The sequence below is a fragment of the Bacillus sp. CCNWLW194 genome, from assembly GCF_037120585.1.
Lineage (GTDB): Bacteria > Bacillota > Bacilli > Bacillales > Bacillaceae_G > Bacillus_A > Bacillus_A basilensis.
This window is the reverse complement of sequence record NZ_JBBBBL010000020.1, coordinates 28748-49740: the sequence shown is the minus strand read 5'-3', so window position 1 is coordinate 49740 and position 20993 is coordinate 28748. Positions and strand designations below refer to the sequence as shown.

The 20993-nt window shown below is 32.9% G+C and carries 10 protein-coding genes and 5 pseudogenes; 7 read left to right on the top strand and 8 right to left on the bottom strand.

Translation table 11 applies throughout. The features are described from left to right. Nucleotides 1-294 (top strand): LPXTG cell wall anchor domain-containing protein (locus tag V7S50_RS29385; RefSeq protein WP_336376503.1); only part of this gene is annotated, 294 nt, incomplete at its 5' end. A gap of 1473 nt (nt 295-1767) precedes the next feature. Here the strand turns inward: V7S50_RS29385 and V7S50_RS29380 are convergent. The 5 genes and pseudogenes from V7S50_RS29380 to V7S50_RS29360 all read right to left on the bottom strand — a co-directional run. Further along, complete coding sequence (locus V7S50_RS29380) at nt 1768-4209, bottom strand: PAS domain S-box protein (protein ID WP_336376502.1); 2442 nt, start codon at nt 4207-4209, stop codon at nt 1768-1770. Between the two features lie 497 nt (nt 4210-4706). Next, nucleotides 4707-5339: a sterol desaturase family protein gene (locus tag V7S50_RS29375; RefSeq protein WP_147807482.1), complete on the bottom strand. Its 633-nt coding sequence runs from the start codon at nt 5337-5339 to the stop codon at nt 4707-4709. Nucleotides 5340-5360: 21 nt separating this feature from the next. Continuing rightward, complete coding sequence (locus V7S50_RS29370; RefSeq protein WP_336376501.1) at nt 5361-6044, bottom strand: GntR family transcriptional regulator; 684 nt, start codon at nt 6042-6044, stop codon at nt 5361-5363. Between the two features lie 435 nt (nt 6045-6479). Next, nucleotides 6480-6678: pseudogene (locus V7S50_RS29365) on the bottom strand (DDE-type integrase/transposase/recombinase); the annotation flags it as partial. Between the two features lie 196 nt (nt 6679-6874). Next, nucleotides 6875-7570: pseudogene (locus tag V7S50_RS29360) on the bottom strand (IS4 family transposase); the annotation flags it as partial. Nucleotides 7571-8500: 930 nt separating this feature from the next. Between V7S50_RS29360 and nheA the strand changes: the two are divergent. The 4 genes and pseudogenes from nheA to V7S50_RS29340 all read left to right on the top strand — a co-directional run. Then, nucleotides 8501-9670, top strand: coding sequence for a non-hemolytic enterotoxin subunit A (gene nheA, locus V7S50_RS29355; RefSeq protein WP_336376500.1), 1170 nt, complete (start codon nt 8501-8503; stop codon nt 9668-9670). Nucleotides 9671-9723: 53 nt separating this feature from the next. Further along, complete coding sequence (gene nheB / locus V7S50_RS29350) at nt 9724-10878, top strand: non-hemolytic enterotoxin subunit B (protein ID WP_336376499.1); 1155 nt, start codon at nt 9724-9726, stop codon at nt 10876-10878. A 259-nt stretch (nt 10879-11137) separates the two neighbouring features. Next, nucleotides 11138-12295, top strand: a complete 1158-nt coding sequence (gene nheC, locus V7S50_RS29345) for a non-hemolytic enterotoxin subunit C (protein ID WP_336376498.1) — start codon at nt 11138-11140, stop codon at nt 12293-12295. Between the two features lie 679 nt (nt 12296-12974). Continuing rightward, a pseudogene (locus tag V7S50_RS29340) lies at nt 12975-13079 on the top strand (LysR family transcriptional regulator); the annotation flags it as partial. 189 nt (nt 13080-13268) lie between these two features. Here the strand turns inward: V7S50_RS29340 and xerS are convergent. Next, entirely contained in the window at nt 13269-14345 is a 1077-nt protein-coding gene (gene xerS / locus V7S50_RS29335; protein ID WP_336376497.1) for a tyrosine recombinase XerS, read from the bottom strand. A 585-nt stretch (nt 14346-14930) separates the two neighbouring features. On the opposite strand from xerS, the pseudogene V7S50_RS29330 reads away from it, so the two are divergent. Beyond that, nucleotides 14931-15279: pseudogene (locus tag V7S50_RS29330) on the top strand (hypothetical protein); the annotation flags it as partial. Beyond that, nucleotides 15246-15388: pseudogene (locus tag V7S50_RS29325) on the top strand (IS6 family transposase); the annotation flags it as partial. The pseudogenes V7S50_RS29330 and V7S50_RS29325, both read left to right, overlap by 34 nt. 162 nt (nt 15389-15550) lie before the next feature. On the opposite strand, the gene V7S50_RS29320 reads toward V7S50_RS29325, so the two are convergent. Both V7S50_RS29320 and V7S50_RS29315 read right to left on the bottom strand, forming a co-directional pair. Then, nucleotides 15551-17986 carry a discoidin domain-containing protein gene (locus V7S50_RS29320; RefSeq protein WP_336376594.1) on the bottom strand — a complete coding sequence of 812 codons (2436 nt, stop codon included), beginning with the start codon at nt 17984-17986 and terminating at the stop codon, nt 15551-15553. Between the two features lie 223 nt (nt 17987-18209). Then, nucleotides 18210-20420 (bottom strand): discoidin domain-containing protein, encoded by a 2211-nt coding sequence (locus V7S50_RS29315; RefSeq protein ID WP_336376496.1) that lies wholly within the window; start codon nt 20418-20420, stop codon nt 18210-18212. Nucleotides 20421-20993 lie beyond the last annotated feature (573 nt).

Sequence of the window (20993 nt, the reverse complement as noted above, 5' to 3'; positions counted from 1 at the left end):
AAAGATCCAAGTACGGATCCAAAAGATCCAAGTACGGATCCAAAAGATCCAAGTACGGATCCAAAAGATCCAAGTACGGATCCAAAAGATCCAAGTACAGATCCAAAAGATCCAAGTACAGATCCAAAAGATCCAAGTATAGATTCAAAAAATCCACCTACTCAAGAAAATTCTAAGACATCAGTATGGCTTCCTAAAACAGGTGGAACATCAATGGATATGATTTCATATATTGCTGGAATGTTGTTATTGGCTTTAGGTGGATTCGTATTTGTTCGTCAACGAAAGAGATAGAAAGACTAGTTCTGGTACAAATAACTTATCAAACTTGGATATATTGATGCTATCAACTAATTTCTAGATATTATGTATATCTAAGCTAAGTGACTTCAAAGAGAAACTATTATTAACTAGGTATTATCTTAATAGTAATTAACTTAGTAGAAATAATAGGAGAAATGAATCTAGGTAGAATACAAAATCAAAAAGGCTGTAGAGCGCTTTTAAAACGCTTTACGGCCTTTTTGATTTCAAATTATTGGGTTTTATAATTGGTTTTACAACAAGTCATAGACACTCCGCTATTGCGAAACTTATCGCCACATAAGGCTCGATTAGGACCACATGTCTCGACCCCAGTGAGCCGCAGCGGTAAACCCGTCACCACCTGACGCACAGGACAAAATCTCAGTTCCGAATATGGTGCCGTCACGCTCCACACCGTGATGTACCCCGATAGTATACAGTTCCACGCGAAGTTATGCCAAAGCGCTGAGCACCAATAGAGCTAGCTGTTTTAGGATGGATTCCTGTAGGTACCCCATCCGGGCAATGCGGTTCGCCCAAGACTTCAAACCTGCGGTTAGGACGTTCAATCTGGTTGAGGTGGCGCCGTTCGGCGACCATCAGTCGTTCAGCCATCGTTCGATGGTGCACCGGATTCGCCTGGCTCTCGAGGACTGGGAGAACGAAGTTGATCGCGCTCGAAGACTTCAGCATGTAGGCGTTCGACATTAGTTTTGAGCGTCCGACCTCGATGCCGATGCCGTTTTCAGTCCAGCATGCCATCGAAGATTCGGTCACCTCCCCCAAGGACGATTATCATGCGCACAAACTTTGTCGTCTATCTCCAACAATTGGGACATTAATTGTGGAAGATCGTATTTCTTAGACATGTGAACACTCCTTTGGATAATGGTATTGAAATCCCTTTTCAAAATATTTTTGGAAGGTGGATATAGTTCCTCAAATCATTGATCGGTCCTTCTACTGGTGAATCATACACCAACCACCTTTTTGTCTCAGATTAAGTTATTGCCTATTTTATTTGGGATTAAACTGCCCATTTACTTAAGTTCATCCTTTTGCAATCCTATACTGGTATTAACATAAATATTCAGTTGTATTTAGGAATCTTAGCCTATTAACTGGCCATTTAACAGGAAAACTTATTCTTACTCAACAATTTCTTAATAGATTTTTCAATTCCAGATGTTCTTTTTCTTTTCAATATAAATACAACCCTTTAGATAATCTAAAAGGAGTAAACAGTACGACTTTATTTCAAATTTCCACATAACAGGTCACAATATAACCTTTTCTTCATTCGAAGGAAGTCCCCGATTTCAAACAGTTCACAAGGATTTTGTATGGTTAATAGCTCAATATGCACTATTTTGCTGCTATTTAACATGAAAAATGCCCCTTTAGATAGATATGTCTAAAGGAGCAAAATGATGCAATTGTTTAAAGTATGCTATGCCTATTTTATTCGTTGAGAGTAGATATAGGAAGGTTTATATTAACTGTTGTTCCTTTATCTATTTCACTTTCAATAAATATCTTTCCTTGATGCTTCTCAATAATTTTATAGCAAATCATTAATCCTAAACCGATACCATTTTCTTTGAGACTATAGAATGGTTCTCCTAGGTAAGGTATACGTTCCTGTTCAATTCCACACCCATAATCAGTAAATCGAATGTTTACTTGATTTTGATCAGGTGCATATTCGATTTGAATCAATATTTCCCCTCCCATTGAAGTTGCCTCAATTGCATTTTTTAAGATATTTATAAAAGCTTGCTTTAATTGATTACATTCACAAAGTATGAATGAAGTATCAGATGTAAACTGAGTTTTAATTTGTATGCAATTCATTGTCGCTTGAGGTTCAAGTAACATTACAACTTGCTTCATTAATACATTCAGGTCATTAGTTTTAATTTCTAATGCCTCAGGTTTTGCTAATGTCATAAATTCATTAGTAATACTATCTATACGTTCAATCTCTGATAACACTATATCTATGTAATACTTAGTATCCTTATTTCCCATTGAATTTAATAACTGTATAAATCCTTTTATTGCTGTTAAAGGATTTTTAATTTCATGAGCAATTGCAGTGGATAATTGACCTACTACAGCAAGTTTCTCCGATTTTCGTAATAATTCCTCTGTTTTTAGCCGTTCAGTGATGTCTCGAGAGATGCTTAAGAAAACTTTTTTGCCATTCAAGTTAAACACACGAACAGAAAATTCAATTGTCAGGTTTTTTCCTCTAGGAAAAACAAATTCATCTTGTAATGTAAAAGATGTTTGCCCTTCTCTAATTTTTTCTATGATTCTTTGGACCATGGGAGAATCTGGTGGAACGTTACTAGGGAATTGCATCGAAAGAAGTTCTTCTCTACTATATCCAAATCTTTTACACGCAACAGGATTTACTTCGATAAAGCGAGTTGGTAATTCATTATCATTCAATTCCACTACATATACTGCATCAGTTGCTTGTTCGATGAGTGCACGGTATTTCATTTCACTGTCACTTAATTGCTGGTGTAATTGATGCAGTTTTCTTTCTGCTTGTTTCCTTTCAGAAATGTCTCTACAAATTCCTGATAAAGCAATTACATTACCTCTAAAATCTAAAATAGGCGAAATTGTCAGGCTTACATCAATTAGAGTTTTATCTTTTCTTTGTCTAACAGTTTCAAAACGGGTAAGAATTGGGTCATTCATATTGGTATTTTTAATGTGGTCTATATATTTTAAAGTTTGATCTATTAAAAATTCAGGTACGCAAGGTAATTTTTTTCCTACAGACTCTTTTTCTGACCAACCAAATATTCTCTCATAAGATTTATTCGCTTGTAACAAATGTCCATCTAAATCAAATATAGTGATAGCATCCACATTATGATTAATAAATGACTCTAGTCGCTCTTTTGTAACCTTCAGTTCATTTTCCGCATGTATTCTTTTCGTTATATCAACAGTAGAACCAACTACCTCAACCACTTTTCTCCCTCTTTTAACAGGTCTAAGAGAGAGAAGTATCGTAGTCTCATCATTTGGCCATGGTAGTTCAAAAGTTACTTCTTCACCATCCCATGCCTGTTGATAATATTTTAATAGTCGAGGAATTAAATGAAATGGAATAATTGAAGCATCTATATTAGATAAACATTTACCTACGACTTGCTGAGAGTGAAACCCGTATTGATAAAATAATTGTCCATCACATAGAGTATGGACAAAATCCCCTCCTACTTTTTTGAATTTAAAAATACCTCCTTGCAATTGGTGTACGGTATCCTTTAATTCTCGTTTTGATTCTAGTAATGTTTCATTCGCTTTGGCTAAATTTTGTGTTAAAACATATAACTTTTGATACGACTCCATAAGAAAAATCCCAATTAAGAGTCCGCATGATATAAAAAATGTACCTTGGATGTTAAGAAGTATAAGTGGTATAGAAGGAAAAAAGAATCCAAATACAACATGAATTATAACTAGATAAGCAGCTAGATAAAGAAAAACGCTTTTAAAAGGATGGATATTTTTGAGATATGTTTTGAATATAGTATATATAATAGCTATTCCTAAAGTTGCTATTAAAGCTGGTCCCCAATCACCACCAAGGTAGAAAATACGCATAAATACAATAAACATTAATGTAATCCAGCCAGCTGTACGACCAAAATAAATAAACGAAATAATTAGTGGAACGACTCGCAGGTCGTAAAACAATCCCATGTGCTTAAAATTAAAAATCATTAAAATGGCAGCTATGATACCTGCGTAAATGCCACAAAATAAACGAAATGATTTAGATTCTACTTTACTTATAAATACTTGAATAAAAATAGATGTACTAACTAAGAATGCAAAAATAGATAGATTAATGATGAATCCTGTAAAAAGCATGCCATATTCCCCCTTAGTAAATATATTGAAAAATAGAAAGGAAATTCTATGAATTATGTGGTGATTAGACTTGTTATTTGGAAAAGGGAAATGAATATTAATAAAAAAAGAAAACAACTTGGATAGGAACAAATTGTTTTCTTATGAAGGGTACAACAAAGAAAGAGTAGGGAAGGAATACATAAACATGCCAATCTAACGGAGTGGAGTAAAATATTAAAAGACTGAAAAATCAGAAAATTTATAAAGCAAAGTTTCCTATTCAATCTCTTTCTTTGTAAGTATAAGTTTAACATCAATAACAAGATAAAACAACAAAAAAATACAAAATTCTGATAAATTCGACATTAAATAACTGCTAAATAAATCCTTTACGTTAATATGTGAAAAGTTTCTTAACGTACTATTTAATAGGAAAAATACCTGTCACTCCCTGGGAAATGTCGAAACTGCAAAATTCTTTCGACATTTCTGGGATGATGACAATGGATTATTTTTTATAATTCTATTTTCTGGTCCCCACGTTTTTCTAGATTTTTAGCAGTTTTACTTTGGACAACATCTTTTTGGTCTTTAAAGGTTCCCATGAGAAAATCATAGGCTGGATTTGTAACACCATACCAGTAATTTTCATTTTTGAAGTGATGCCATAAATGAACTTTTTTCATCCAACGCCCCCATGGTGATATTGGTTGAAGGGGGCGATGCGCGATATAATGCTTCCACTCATAAAATAATAAAAAGAGCATAATACCTGCAATAAATGCGTTTGTCATGACAAAGCTGGATGAAAGAAAATAAAAAATGGCTCCTGAAATTGCAATGTTTGGCCCACTATACCATAAGGGTAAAAATAATAAATGTAATTCATTCGGATTTGTATGATGGTCATAATGTAGGCGCTTAAGCATTTTTAATAAAAATGCATTCTTTGGTGGCTTTAGATGAAAAATAAACCTGTGAGTAGCGTACTCAGCTAAGGAATACATAATCATTCCTAAAATAAAAGCACCCCAAATTTCGATAGAGGTTAAATGTAAAATCATAAATCCAAAGCTAGTGAGGAAAAGACAGCTCATAATCAAAATATCAGGATAGGAAAAATATTCTTTAAAATATTTTAGTTTCATTTATCACGCCTCCAGCTTTCTTTATTTTTTTCTACCTTTCCAAAGAGCCAAGCTTTTTTCCAAAGTTGTCTTACACAATCTTTCTGCTTCAATCGCATCTCCCTTTAATGCAGCTTTTAATAAATCGTGATAATAGTTGAAGGATAACTCACGATGATCTTTTACAGAAAAATACCTTTTTGCCATATCTACATAAATGGAATCAAAGCTATTTAAAATGAGTAGAAAGATCGGATTGGCAGCAAGCCCAGCACACCTTTTTTGCAAATCCCAATCAAATGCTGCATAGCTTTCTGCACTATCTTCAAGTTGCTCAAGATTAGCCAGGAGAGCAACCACTTTAGGTTGATTAAACGTAACAGCATTACGAATATAAGTCGGAGTCAACGAACTTCTAAATTCTAATAAATACATAATAAATTCATCTGTAATGGTATGATGATTCTCAACAATATTAATAAGTGTCGTTAGATTACCATTGCTCCAATAATCATTAATAATCGATGGCATTCCTTTTCTCCCTGTTATCCATCCACTCCTTCCTAAACGTTGAAGCGCCTCACGAATAGTTGGGCGACCAACACCAAATTCTTTCGCAAGCTCTCTTTCCGGTGGTAAAGTACTTCCTACAGAATAAACACCACCCAATATGGATCTAATTAATTCATTCTCAATTTTATCTGAGGTGCTTTCCTTTTCTTTCAAGCCATCTTCCCCTTTATTTTTATGGTAATACATGTTAAGTATATTGGTAATACCAAAAATTATATAATGAATTTGAATTTTCCGTCAATAACAAAGATGCGAATTTTTATAAATAGGTTTATCGAACAAGCCCGTAAACTATTTAGTAGGATGGAAAATGATTACTTAAATACGCTGTTAAAGTAACGAGTGTTACAGTGAAAGAAGAATTAATCGAATTAAAAGATTGAGACCATATTTTTGTTATTCCATTAAAGGGTGCTTTAATTGAGCAAGAATCACAAAAATAATCAAATTTTTTTATAAAAGGATGACTCAATTGAATATAGAAAAAGCGTGTTTTAATTAATCTTTTTTCAAAACACGCTTTTTCTATTTGTTGTTTTATCAGGATGTATTAAGTTAATTTAATCAAACTTTTTTCAGGAGCTACAAATCAATCGTGTTTCCTTCTGAATCGATGGCACGATATAAATACATCCATTGTCCTTTTACTTTAATATAGGTTTTATCGGTTTTCCATGAGTTATTTGTTGATTTAAGATGTTACCATACTTTCTCTAACAAATGAATGAACCCAGCTCATAATCGTTGTATGAGCAACAGATAGTCCTCTTTTCTCCATCATTTTCACCTGGAGATGCCAATTTTCTCGTTCTGGGGTATTTATTTTTCTTAGGTTGATGACGATGGGATAGCATCCCACATCTATCAACTTAAGGTATATTTTTATACAAAATGCGGTCTTTCCATATAGTTTTTTATTATCTTTTATAGATTTTATAAAAGTAGGCATATCAAATAAACCCTGACGGGCTTCAATTTTTTTACTATGCTACCTGATGAGTAGAAGTGGTATACTCATAAACAACACCCAAAATATCAAAGACTGTCTTTTTCTCATATCGATGAGATTTTCGTCCGTTGTGCTGTAGGAGGTTAAACAGACGAAGGAGAACCTTTGATAATTCTTGGGTGTTTTTGTGTAATGCTTGGTAAAAAAGTAAAAAATAATCCTTAATTATGTACATCGCTTTATATTCACTTAGCTCTTTCTGTTTCTTACGTAACAGGAGTTCTCGCATTTTAAACATAGTAGAAGAACATAATAGAATACTAATGAGTTGCCCATAAAGGTGACATTCTAATCGTTCTTGTTTAATAGATTTACAACGATGAATTTGAAGCCAAGATTTCCATATTTTAAATAGCAGTTCAATTTGCCAACGTAGTGAATATAGAACATAGATTTTCTCTTTTGGTACCCATTCCGTAGGAATGTTTGTCATATATATCGTAATGCCTTGTAAAAGTTTTGTACGCTCTGTATATGTAATTCCTTTTTTCTTTTCGCGAATAGCTCGATCACGTAGGCGTTTCTGTTTTTGCTCCTCAGTACATCTATAAACCACAATGCGATTAGGCAGTTTGTCTTTACTCCCCACATATACATCATGTAATTCATACACTTGACCAGGTTGTAATTGCTTCATAATGTCTTTCAAATGAATTTGTATATATACCGGTTAGTTCAGAAAAAATGGTCTCGTTAGATTCTTTAAGACCATTGAAACTTTCTTAACCTTGTTAAAAATGGGGGATCGACTTGAAAATGGTCTTAGCAATGTAAATCCGCATTTTCCTGCCGGTAACGATATATGTTTCATTGACTCTACAGGGGGCATTTAATTGTTTTAGATCATGTCGGATTCTTTTGTCCAAGACTGATGAACCCAACGCATAATTGTTATAGAAGTAATGGATAAGTTCCGTTACCCTAACATTTTTTAACAAGTTATGGAAACTTAATATTGATGTAGCGGTAGTACATAATAGTTATTTGCAAAATTACCACTTATGACTATGTATATATAATAGTTAACATTCCTCCATATAGATATGCAATTTTACATATCCATATAGAGGAAGAAATAATTGGAGAGTACTAAAAAATTATACTAAAATAATTTTTAGGAAATGAAAATTTACCCAGTTAAATTAAAACAGGTATCTTTTTATTAGTATTATTAAATTATAATTATTTTAATTGTAGGAGTGAAGTTCCATAGCAATTTTAGAAGTATAGTATTTTAATGTGTACACATATTAAATAATTAAGATGAAAAAACAAAAAGGACAAAATTATACAAAAACCGACAAAATTTTACTATATACGCACTGAAAATATGATGTTTTAATAGGGGCATAAGATGTTAGTTACATTTTAAGCCATATAAAATCAAGATCATCTTCGTATATGCTTTTTATGTAATGACTTAGGGAATAAGTTTATAGTAGGGCATTATGTACAAATGTTTACAATCTATATTTATATTCCTTAAAACTCATCTTTAAAACAATCTATATAGATTGTTAGTTTTATTGTTGGATTTCAAATTAATTAGAATTTAGTCCAACTATTTTATTAAAAGACACCAATAAATGGAGGGATCACTATGAAAAAAGCGTTAGTCGCAGGGTTATTAGTTACAGCAGTATCTACAAGCTACTTCGCACCTGTAAATACTTTTGCAGAAAGTAGGACTACTTATTTACAACAAACAAGTAGTCAAAACCAAGTTGCTTTGAATAGGTTATCAGAATCGCTTAGGACATTAGGCTCACAGACGCCATTAATTCAAGGATATGGGTTAATCATATTAAAGCAACCAGACCTTGCAGTAAATGCTATACCTGGAATAACAACTGATCAACGTACTGCAAGAAACAATGTTAATGAATGGCTGGATAAATATAATCCAAAACTATTCAAAGTAAATCTAGACTTGCAGAGTTTTGGAACAAGTTTTACAGGTTATTATGATATATTGGTTGAACTAGCTGAAGAAATAAATAAAGATCCGCAAGCAAAAAAAGACTTTGTAAGCGTTCTTGATATGATTCAAGATGATGTGGAAGCAATTCAGCTTGATATGAAAGGAATTTCAGCAAGCTTAAACTATTATAAAGATGGTTTAGTTAGAAATAGTGATAGTTTTTCTGATAAAGTTAGCCGCGCGATCCAAGGTTATAAGAGCTCAGGTGGAGACATTGAAAAATTAAGGGCGGATATTGAAAAACTTGATGAAGGCATTCAAAATGATTTTACAAAACTTTTAGCTCTGCCAAAAGAAAATATAAAAGGTTCTCTAAATATTGGAATGACGATTATTGATATTTGGAAAGACGCAGGTAAGGATCAAACTTTAGACACGTCTAATTTGGAAGTGATTTATAACCAAGTTGGACAACTCCAAAATGATGAAGTAACAAAACTGAATACTGCTATTCATCAGAAGAATCAACAAAAAATTCTATTGCTACAAAAGTTATCGCGAATTGAAGTGCAAGCAACTCAAATGACACTTATTGATCGTCAATTACAAAACTTTACAAGCGGAGTTCAAAATCAAGTTCAGAGTTTTGACAATCTATTAAGTGGTTGGGAAATCTTTAATAGAACAATGACTGAAATGAAGACATATCTTAATAATGATAAGCAACTAGATTCTGATGCAGTAAAAGCAAAATTAACTGAATTTAAAAATTTTACAGATGAATTGAATAAACAAACAAATGAATATTATGATAGTGTTACAAAAATAAAAGTAACTGAAGCAAAATAGTCGAATGAAGAATCATACTTCTTAACAATATGATATAAGGAGAGAAGAATCTAATGAAGAAACCTTATAAAGTAATGGCTTTATCTACATTAATAGCAACAATCGTAGCGGGTAGCATTACGCCATCATATGCCTCAGCAGCGGAAGATACAACAAAATCAGTACCTAATTATACAGATGCAGCAGATAACTACCCAGAGTATTCACTTGGACCACAAGGGCTTCAAGATGCGTTAACGAAAACTGGATCCAATATGTTGGTAATGGACCTGTATGCTTTAACTATTCTTAAACAAGCAAATGTTAATTTGGATGGTTTAACTACAATTAACAATGATTTACAAAATAGTTTGAAGTATAACCAGGATGTTGCTAGACAAAATGCAAAGCAATGGTTAGATGGTATAAAACCACAAATAATTCAGACTAATCAAAATATAATCAGTTATAATCAGGAGTTTCAAAGTTATTATGATATTTTAGTAGAAGCTGCAAAGGATCAGGACAAAGAAACATTACAAGCTGTGCTTAAAGAGTTAATTAATAGTATTTCAGCTTATCAAGGAACCGTGAACAAATTAGCGAAGGATTTGGGGGATTTACGCACTAAATTAGGAGATGATACACGTAACTTAAAAGGTAATGCTGGCCAAATAACAGATATTTTAGCTGGTGAAAAACAAGGAATTCCAGCGATGAAGAAGCAAATCGAAGCAAATTACACATTAATTGATGAGAATAACAAAGTTTATATTGGATCGTCGGTTGCAACTGCCCTCGGTGCATACTTAGTTGCTACGATTATCTTCGCGCCTATTGGTGCAGGTGGATTAGGAGGCGGGATATACGGAGTTGTTACATCGCAGCAGCAGATAAAGCAAGCACAAGAAGAGATTAAAAGGCTAACACAAAATATTTCTACTGCAGAACAACAGGTAGTTAGGTTAACGACATTGGAAAAAAATACTAATAATTTAACAGCAACAATTGATACAGCTATTACTGCTGTTGAAAAGATAAAGGATCAGTGGACGATAATGGGCTCACAATATCAATCATTGTATGATATTGTTGGAAAAGTTAAGCCAGACCAGATTCCTAAAGTTGTAGGAAGACAACTGGAAGCAGCGCAGAAAAGCTGGAACCTGGTTAGCAACCATGCTAAAAACATCCAAAATAGTGAGATTAAATTTGTGGAAGGTAAATAATAATTTTACTTCATGAAATTCCTAGATTAATGAAAAATATAATATACTGACTTTCCCTTTTGTCTCCTGTTCAAGTTTGAGCAGGGGACTTTCTATATAGTTATGAAACCTGACAAAGATTATAGAATAAGAAAATATGAAAACCTCTATTTTAACATGTTGTTTTATTTGCAATGATCGTAATTCATTTGAATTAAAGAATAGTAGTTTATGAATTTAATAGAATACGTAATCCATTTGAAAGGATAGGTGAAAAAAGATGAATAAAAAATTGTATAAGAAAGTTATTTTATCAACGATCATTACTGGAATGGCGGCGAGTAATGTAATCCCACTTCATACTTTTGCAGCAGAACAAACCGTGAAAAATAATGTGTCCCAACAGCAAGAAGGTATTGAGGACTATTCTCTTGGTCCCGATAAATATAAAGAAGTAATGGAGAAAATGGGGGCAAGTATCCTGACAATGGATTCATATGCTCAAACAATCCTTAATCAACAACAGACAGATTTAAGTAACATAAGTTCTATAAATAGCGATTTCCAAGCAAATATGATTGAGCATCAAAAGGAAGCACAATCGAATGCATTATATTGGCTAGGTATTCTAAAGTCTGATATTATGGAAACGATTCAGAATAGTGTAAGTTATAATGATACCTTTCAAGAGAGTTATAATCAATTATTAACTGCTATAGATCAAAAAAATATAGTGACATTTAAATTAAGACTGCTAAGTTTATATCATAGTATTTTGGAAAATAGTACAGAATTTAATACACTAACAAAAAGGTTGGAAACATTCCGAGATAAAATGTCTGAAGATACCAGAAGTTTTAATGAAGATTCTGAGCAATTGATTTCTATTTTAAAAGGCACGAACGGCAATATTTCACTTCTACAACAACAAATCGATAATTGTAATAATATAATTAAAGAAAACTATGATAAACGTGGTGGCTATATAGCTTTATCTGTATTTATGCCTCCAGTTGGTATACCATTGATTGTCACTGCTGACAAGAATATCGCATCTGCACAACAAGAAATAGAACAATTAAAGTCCAAAATTTCTGGAGCAGAGGCAGAAATTGTTATTTTGACTGATGTCAAAAATAAAATGGCACATATGAATGCAACAATTGATACAGCTACAACTGTTACTGAAAATATAAAGAAGCAGTGGGAGACAATCGGGGCAAAATATGCTTCTTTACTAAACAGTGTTAACAACATTAATCCAGAAAATCTTGCTTTAATAAAGGCACAGTTGAATATCGCGAAAAAGGGCTGGCAAGATCTTAAAAATTATGCAGATAATTTATATGAAGGTGCTAAGGTTTTACAAAAAACGGAGAATGTAAAAATAGGAGAGCCAATAAAAGGGCTTGTACAAACAGGACCGGATTGCACTTGAATACGTGTAAAATAACAAGATATACGTTATATAGAAAAGATAGTTTAGTTATTTCAAATTCTTGAAATGTAGGAGACACTATTAATAATGAATCATGTAGCAAAAGAAAAGAGATACAAAAAGGTCTTAGAAGAGATCAAAGATAAAAATTGAGAGATTAGCATACAGTATATAGAAATCCCTTAACAAAACCGGCTGAAACTAGTCAGTTTCTTTTTAAGCACCTTAACAACTTGAAGTAAATCTTTATTTGTTGCACATGTATTTGTATTGGTTTGTCGTTTAAAACCTGATACATACGAATCTGAGGGTCTGTTTTTTGAGGGTGATTAGATAAAAAATTGAATTTAATATTAAAATGGTGTTATTTTACAAAAAAATGAGAGAAAAATATTATTTTAGATAAATATGAAATAATAGAGGGATGATAGAAATATAAATTGTTTAATCTAATTATCTAATAAAAGAAAACACTAAATAACTAGCATGGTATTACTATTTTAAGAAGACGGTTTCAAAAGAACCGTCTTCTTTTTGTTTTTCTATAAAAAGATAGAGACTACTTATTGCCCATTGCTATGTTTTATAATTGTAATAGATTTATTTTAAGCAGTTTTTTAGTAGTAGCTATTTTAAAGATATTATTTTTCATGCTATAAAATTGTAGGCATAATGAAATAATTATAGAAATATATACATATCTTATAAACCTTCTACAGAATTAAAACAAGCAGAAGGTTATTATGTTCAGGAATTTATAAAAATAGCAAGGAACTTAAAATAAGTTCCTTGCTATTTTTATCCTAATCGTCCAAAATTAATTGTTTTTGAATTGGTTTTATTCTATGAATGATGATATTGCACCAATTGAAAAAATCGTTAAACCTGCTAAGATAACCGGTGGATACATCGGTTATCTTAGCAGGAATCTCCCACTTCAAAAAGTCCGTAAGGACGTTAAGTGGTGAGTAGTTCAACATTTATGTTTCCCTATTCTTCCTAAGCTATCTTTAATAGTTGTTTCTCCAAGCTGTGTGTATAATAAGGCCGTATCTTGACTAGTATGCCCAAGTTGTTGCATGACTTGTAACGAGTCTTTTTCTTCCATATATAGCTTATTTGCCAGTGTGTGTCTTAATTTATGAGGAGACATTTTTTTGCCATAGGCCTTAGTATATTTTTCTACTATATCCTGGATAGCCCTAACCGAAAGAGGCTGTGCAGTATGTTTATACTTCGATAAAAACACATTTTTTAATTCTTTCCCTGGAGCGTATTTATTATCTCTAATTTCCATATACTTTTCAAGATCATTCAACGCAATGGGGGTAATCCATACTGAATCTTCTTTATTTCCTTTGCGGATTACATCAATTAGTCTTTCTTTTAGGTTTATATCCTCCACACGAAGATCTGCTAATTCACTTACACGAATACCACTACCAAGAAAGAGGGAGAGGATAGCTACATCACGATCTTTATCTCTAAGGAAATAGAACAACTGATGTTTTGTTAAAGATTTTTCATGTTCGTACTTAACGTAGTTCAAAAATTCTTGATCGTCATTATTATGAAATATCTTAGATCTCATACGTTTTGCACGAGCATTTAATGTTTCTTTATCTTTATGTATTTCTATTTTAGCCATTACATTTCTATAAAAATAACATTCTCCATCTTCATTCTCTGATAGGGAGGTAAGATACTTAAATAATGATTTTAAGGCTGAAATTTTTCTGTTAACAGAGGAATTCTGCATGTTTTGTTGTAGTTTTAAAAATCTCATAAAATTTTCAACATCGTTTTTCTTTAAATTTTCCAAATCAGAGAAGGATATGTCTTTAGTGGGTTTCAATTCAATAATTTGTTCAGATAATAACCAATTAAAGAAGACTCTAAAATCATATACATAATTCAGTAGGGTGGAGGGAGAGGCATCATGCAATTCTTTGTACTCCACAAATTCTTCTATGTAAAAGGGCATTTCATTTAGATTTTCGTATAATTTCTTACGATGTACGGATTTTTGACGTTGCTTGCTGTAATCCATAAAAATCACCTCATATATACCATAACAGAAAAAACACACGAACACAAGTTCGCGTGAAATTCAATTTTTACACAGACTTATTTACATAATTAAATTATGGTTACTTGAATATACCCGAAATTGAATAAGGATAGTGTAATTATTCTATTGAAAATTATAGATAACCAATTGATAAATAAAAATTACATGTGAATGTAGATAAAATAAAGGATTCTTCATACAAAAATCAATATGTGGAAATTGTTTAAAAGTCGTTATCAAATATGAATTGATTATTTGAATCATGATTATGAGGAGTTAATTGGATCAACATAAGAAAAGATTTTATAAATTAAAATGTAATTTACTATAAACATTATTGACGAGTAACTCAGTATTTAATAATTTCTATATAAAATGTGAATTATATAGGTACATATCAATACACTAAGATTAATGTAATTAGGCACAAAAGCCCTAAATAGTGTATTAGATTTTTATATAAGCTTATAATTATTCGTAAAAACGGTATTTCGTGCGAAGTTTGAAGTGTTTATTTTTGCCTCTTTAAAATTGCATCATTCACTTCCCTTTCGTCATTATGAGACGGTGAATAAACAATATAAACCAAAGCGTGAGTTATCCTATGAGGAAGTAAAACTGCTGTTAAATTACTATAAGAATAACGAAATTAACTATGCGTTATTTTCAGTATTTCTTTAGACATTTTTATGTACAGTATTTATATGATTACACAGGACTTGCACCTCATGCAATAAAAGCGGCAGTTGGTCATAAAAATGATCAGACTATGAAAGAGAATTATCTGAAGCAGAGATTAACTAAAGATAACGATGCAGGGAATTTAATTAATGAGAACAGTGATTATTATAAGGTGTTTGTCTTATTTGTTAGTGTTGATTCAAGTTATTTAGAACAGGAATCTTTATATTGAGTGGTGTGGAATCCATGCATAGGATAAAAAAGGACAGATTGATTTAGAAAATCAGTCTGTCCAAAATCAAAAAGAGTTCATTCTCCAAATGTTTGGATTTATAGCATAAAATATGATTCCGTTAAAAACCTATTTCCTTAAAGATATCACCCTTGCTAGTGAATTCATTGCTTTTTCTTTGTTTAAACTTGTCTACGAAACTCATACATATTAAAAGGGATTCCGAAATAGCTCTCTTTGCTATAACGTGTTCATTTATATTGTTAAATGATTAATACCCCCAAATGTCTACTTCAGCTGCAGAAGCGAATCCATTTTGTCCGTTTGTTACTTCTACTTTTACATATTTTGCAGTAACCGGGTCGAATTTTACAGATTTTTTATCTGCATTATTTTCCCACGTTCCAGAAGTTACCTTGTCATACTTAGTGCCATCCACACTCGTGTAAATATTGTAGTTTAAAATGCGTCCATTCTCAGATCCATCTTGCCTTGGTAGATAGTCTACTTGTGAAATCGTTTTGTTGTTATCAAGTTGCAATGTTAAATTGTATGGATATTGATTTGCTACCCAACTGCTATGCCAAAACGTATCTGATTTTCCATCAATCGCCTTACTAGCTGAATCTTGTGATTCCACGCTACTTGCACTTGCTGTCATCGTGTTTTTAGGTAATACATATGGTTGAGCTGAAGTGACTGCTATTTCTGCTGCAGATGCATAACCACTGTGACCTGCCACTACTTCCAGTTTTACATACTGTGCATTAGTATTTGCAAATGTAGCAGTCTTTTTAGTAGAATCATCTGCCCAATTTCCACTTGCAACTTTTGTGAAATTTGTACCGTCAAGGCTAGTATAAATATTATACGAAGTTATATTACCATTACTACCATTATCTTGTCTTGGTAAATATGTCAAACTAGAAATGGTTTGAGATTTATTGAGTTTTAAAGTGATGTAAGGATTTTTATCACTTTGATCCCATTTGTTATGCCAGAATGTTGATGGATCCCCATCAATTGCATTTATTGCAGCTTGACTACTATCATTTTCTTTACTAGATACCGCGTATATTGAAAGCAAAGCAAGACCGTCTTTTTCAATTTCTGAACGTACAGTTGTTAACATTTGTCGTTCCGCATTATTAGGAGTGCTTTTAACGTTAGCAAGTGTATTATTTAATTGAGTCATTAAATTTTGCTTATTTGTATCATTATTATTAATTAATTGATCCTTATATAGACGTACAAGGTCATAAAGTGCTCGAGGATCATTTGCAAATTGTTTCATGACTTGATCATTGATAGTGGACCATTGTGCTGATGTTGTATTCCCTTGCTTGACAAGACCTCTAATATAATCAGCCCAAAGCGGAAAGTTTGGCTGTCCAGCTTGGTCCAAGGTCAACGCAGCAGAACGAATATTATTAGCCGCATTAGCATCTTGACTTATAAGATAATTAGCTAAGAAACGTAACTGTTCTTGAGTAGTTACAGTAGGTGTCATTGCACCTGTATGATTGGTTGCATTTTCATACGTATTAATGTAAGAAGGGGAAAAGTTCGGTCCACCTGAAATTAGAAAATCAGTTCCCCAAGGCTGATACCATGTACTTACTGACTGTCCCCAACCAGTAATATCATTATTGAGTTGCCAGTAGAATTTCCCATCGTCTTGAACTCCCATATAAGACATAGCTGCATGGCCAGGCTGTCCGTACACGCTTGCTGGAACCCCAAAAGCCTTTGCAACTTGACTACCAAACATTGAAATGGTACCACAAACACCACCGTCTCTTAATACATTTGATAAATTCCAAGGAACCCCAAAGAATTTGTCGGATCCCTCATGAACGCTGGCATTGTTATTGTTAGGGTTTTTATCTTGATAAGGCAACAACCATAGAACATTTGAAATATGACTTTGATCTAATTGAATACCAGCAGAATTGAACTTTTCAGTTCCTATTCTTGAACGAACGTAGTCCTGAATATAATCAATATCAGCATCTGTCAAACTAGTGTCCACTACCATACGCATATGCACTACGTCATACCCATTGAAACTAGTAAACAACTTACCGTTCTGTTGCATTTTTTTGAATTTTAGATATCTAGAAACAGGATCGATTTCTGAATGAACCCCACTGCCATCGGCCGCTACACTAGTTGCTTCCCAAGTAGTAATTGGCTTTGAAAAGTCTAATGCCACTGCCATAGCCATTCTTAGATAAACACCATTGCTTGTTTGATTGGCAATGTCTTTATCCGCAACCCATAACTTTACTAAAATCTCAAGTGATTTCATCGGATCACCACTAGGAACGCCACCTTGCAAATATGTGTTAAGCACATCATTGTTTGACATCAGCCAGTTTAGGCCCTGTGCATATGCTGGCCCCCTATTTGCGAATGCTTGCAGTTTTTCTGTTCCACCACTTTGTGTTATAAATTGTGCTTGCAGTATTTTTGACAAATTGGTGGCATCACTTGTCATTGCGATAATATCACTAGCCGACATCGTTTTTAAACTAGAAACGTCAAAAGTTGGAGATGATAAATTAACTTGTTGTGTTGCAGTAGTATCAGCGTGTACACTTAAATTATTTGTCATAATAGGTGTAAATAACGTAGTTGCCAAAATAGCGGATGTTGCAAGCACTTTTATTGGTTTTTGTAATCTTCGATTCTTCCTGTTGTTCATATGGAGCACCCTTTCTTCTTAAATTAGTATTATTAAAGCGTTTTCGCTAAATTAATGAAATGAATTATGATTTCTGATGTAATTCCACATTTTTAATTAACTGTTAATTTTAAAGAATATTCTGAAAAAATAACTTAAACTATGAAACTAATACACGTTATCACAATGGAATTCTCAAGTAGCTCTCTCCCGCGATAACATGTTCATTTATATCGCTAAATGATTAATATCCCCAAATGTCTACTTCAGCTGCAGAAGCCAATCCATTCTGTCCGTTTGTCACTTCTATTTTCACGTATTTCGCAGTAACAGGATTAAATGTTGCCGTTTTCTTATCACTATTATTTTCCCATGTTCCCGAGGATACTTTGTCATACTTAACGCCATCTATACTCGTATAAATATTGTAGTTTAAAATACGGCCATTTTCCGAACCATCTTGTCTTGGCAGATAGTCTACTTTTGAGATCGTTTGATTTTTATCAAGCTCCAATGTTAAATTGTATGGATATTGATTTGCTGTCCAACCGCTATGCCACATTGTATCTGTTTTTCCATCAATCGCCTTACTCGCTGAACCGGTTAATTCTTCACTATTTGCACTTGCTTTCATGGTGTTTTTAGGCAATAAATATGGTTTAACAGATGTAACATCAGTCAAAATATCTACTTCAGCTGCAGAAGCCAACCCATTCTGTCCATTCGTTACTTCTACTTTCACATATTTCGCAGTAACAGGATTAAATGTTGCTGTTTTCTTATCACTATTATTTTCCCATGTCCCCGAGGATACTTTGTCATACTTAACACCATCTACACTCGTATAAATATTGTAATTTAAAATACGGCCATTTTCCGAACTATCTTGTCTTGGCAGATATGCTACTTGTGTAATAGTTTTCGTTTCACCAAGATCTAACGTCAAATTGTATGGATATTGATTTGCTGTCCAACTGCTATGCCACATTGTATCTGTTTTTCCATCAATTGCCTTACTCGCTGAACCAGTTGATTCCTCACTATTTGCACTTGCTTTCATTATATTTTTCGACAATGTAGCTAGTGGTTTTACAGGTTTAGAGTCAGTTGCTTCCCAGATAGGGGCAATTAATGTCGGGTTATTCAAAGCTTCGATTTTTTGTCTTGTTTCTTGCGTTGCTTTCAGTCCCCACTGATCAAAGAATGGAAGTACATTTTGTTTCGCCACTTTGGATGTATTGTAAATAAATGCTTGTATTTTATCTGCATCTGTTTTTGGAAGTTGATCCTCTGGTAACTCTCGATATAGTTTGTGAAGATTTGCATAGAATTCTTCACCATATGCTAAATAAAGTTGCCAAAGCATAACTATTTTTATATCCGCATCTCTAAGTTTTGTATAATCTTTATCTGTTTGTTTTAAATATTGAAAGGCTTGATCGTAACGATTACTACCTTCTAAAAGTGATGGTTGATTAGGGTATATTTCTTTATATGCGGCCGCAGTATACAGGTTAACAGTAACTTCACCCATTCCGCATCCGCCTGTCTCCTCTTCCCACCATGTCCATGGTTGTTGTTGCCTCGCGTGTCCATATTCATGCATCTGCCCTGGTCCAATCTTATTTACATCTAAAGTTTCTTTAATTGTTGCACCAACGAATGCTGCTCCATCAAAAGTTGCATATAAGCCCCAAGATTCTCTAGGATTCTCAAAAGCAGCCCACATACGTTGTGTTGGCCGATGTAACGGATTAGGATCTGTTTCAGATAACCCTGATATTTTATCTTGTGCTCCAATCAGTTTGTCGTATGCTTCCAATAATGGAACTGGATCTTGATTCACTATATACTTATTAGCACTATCTTGTGTAACTGTAAGTACTGCTTTCTTTGATTTTAGTTGTACAGCATGAGCATCTGGATATTTTTTCATCATTGCAATCCAGTCTTCTTTCGTATGCTTCCCTAATTCAAAGAATGGAACAGGGCTTCCACCTTGTGTAATTTTGACCTTAACTGTTCCTGTGTTTTGATAATTATCAAGCCCTAATAACCCACCGTTTGGAGAAGATATCTTATTCGTACCAGGAGAAAGTTCGATTTCTTTTCCCCATTCTTTATCATAGCCATGTGTCCCAATAATCGCTCTAATCTTATTCGTTCCCGATACTTCAATTGTAACCTCTTCATTCGGTTTTATATAAATTCCTGTTGGCATATAATTTTTTTGTTGACTTCTTCGCTCTCTTTTCGCTTCATCCCAATAACTCCCTGTAGCTGGAAGATCAAACTCTCTCTGTTCATATTGATTTACAGTTTGTGCGGCAACTGTTTCAGCGTGTACACTTAAATTATTTGTCATAATAGGTGTAAATAACGTAGTTGCCAAAATAGCGGATGTTGCAAGCACCTTTATTGGTTTTTGTAATCTACGATTCTTCCTTTTGTTCATATGGAGCACCCTTTCTTCTTGAATTTTACGTTAAAGCGCTTTCGATAAATTAATGAAATCAAATATGACTTCTGATATATTCCCAATATTTTTAATCGGCAGCTCCATGTACACAATATAAAAGCCTCCATAGAGCACATATCAGTTATCATCTGTTGTTTGGAGTTATAATTCATGGTTATTAAACATTGCCAAGAACATAAACTTCTGCCTGTTTAAAAATATGATACTTTGCTAATTCTAGATTTTTAAAATAAATTTACTGATTATTCTGAAAATAAATTCGACATAATGTTACTTGAAAATTTATGATACTTTTATTAGTTTTTTCTCCCTTCTTAGTGAACTACCAATTACACCTTTATTAAAACATTAAATCTTTTGTGCGTAAATAGTAGAATTTTGTCGGATTTTTTTAAGTATCTTAATTATTTAATATGTGTTCAAATGAAAATACTATATGTATATAAAGTTATTTTTGAATATCCAAACATTAATCTTAATAGTTATTACTTGATATATACGGTTTTAAATAAAATCTATTCAAAATTCAATTAATTTAAAGTGAATTTT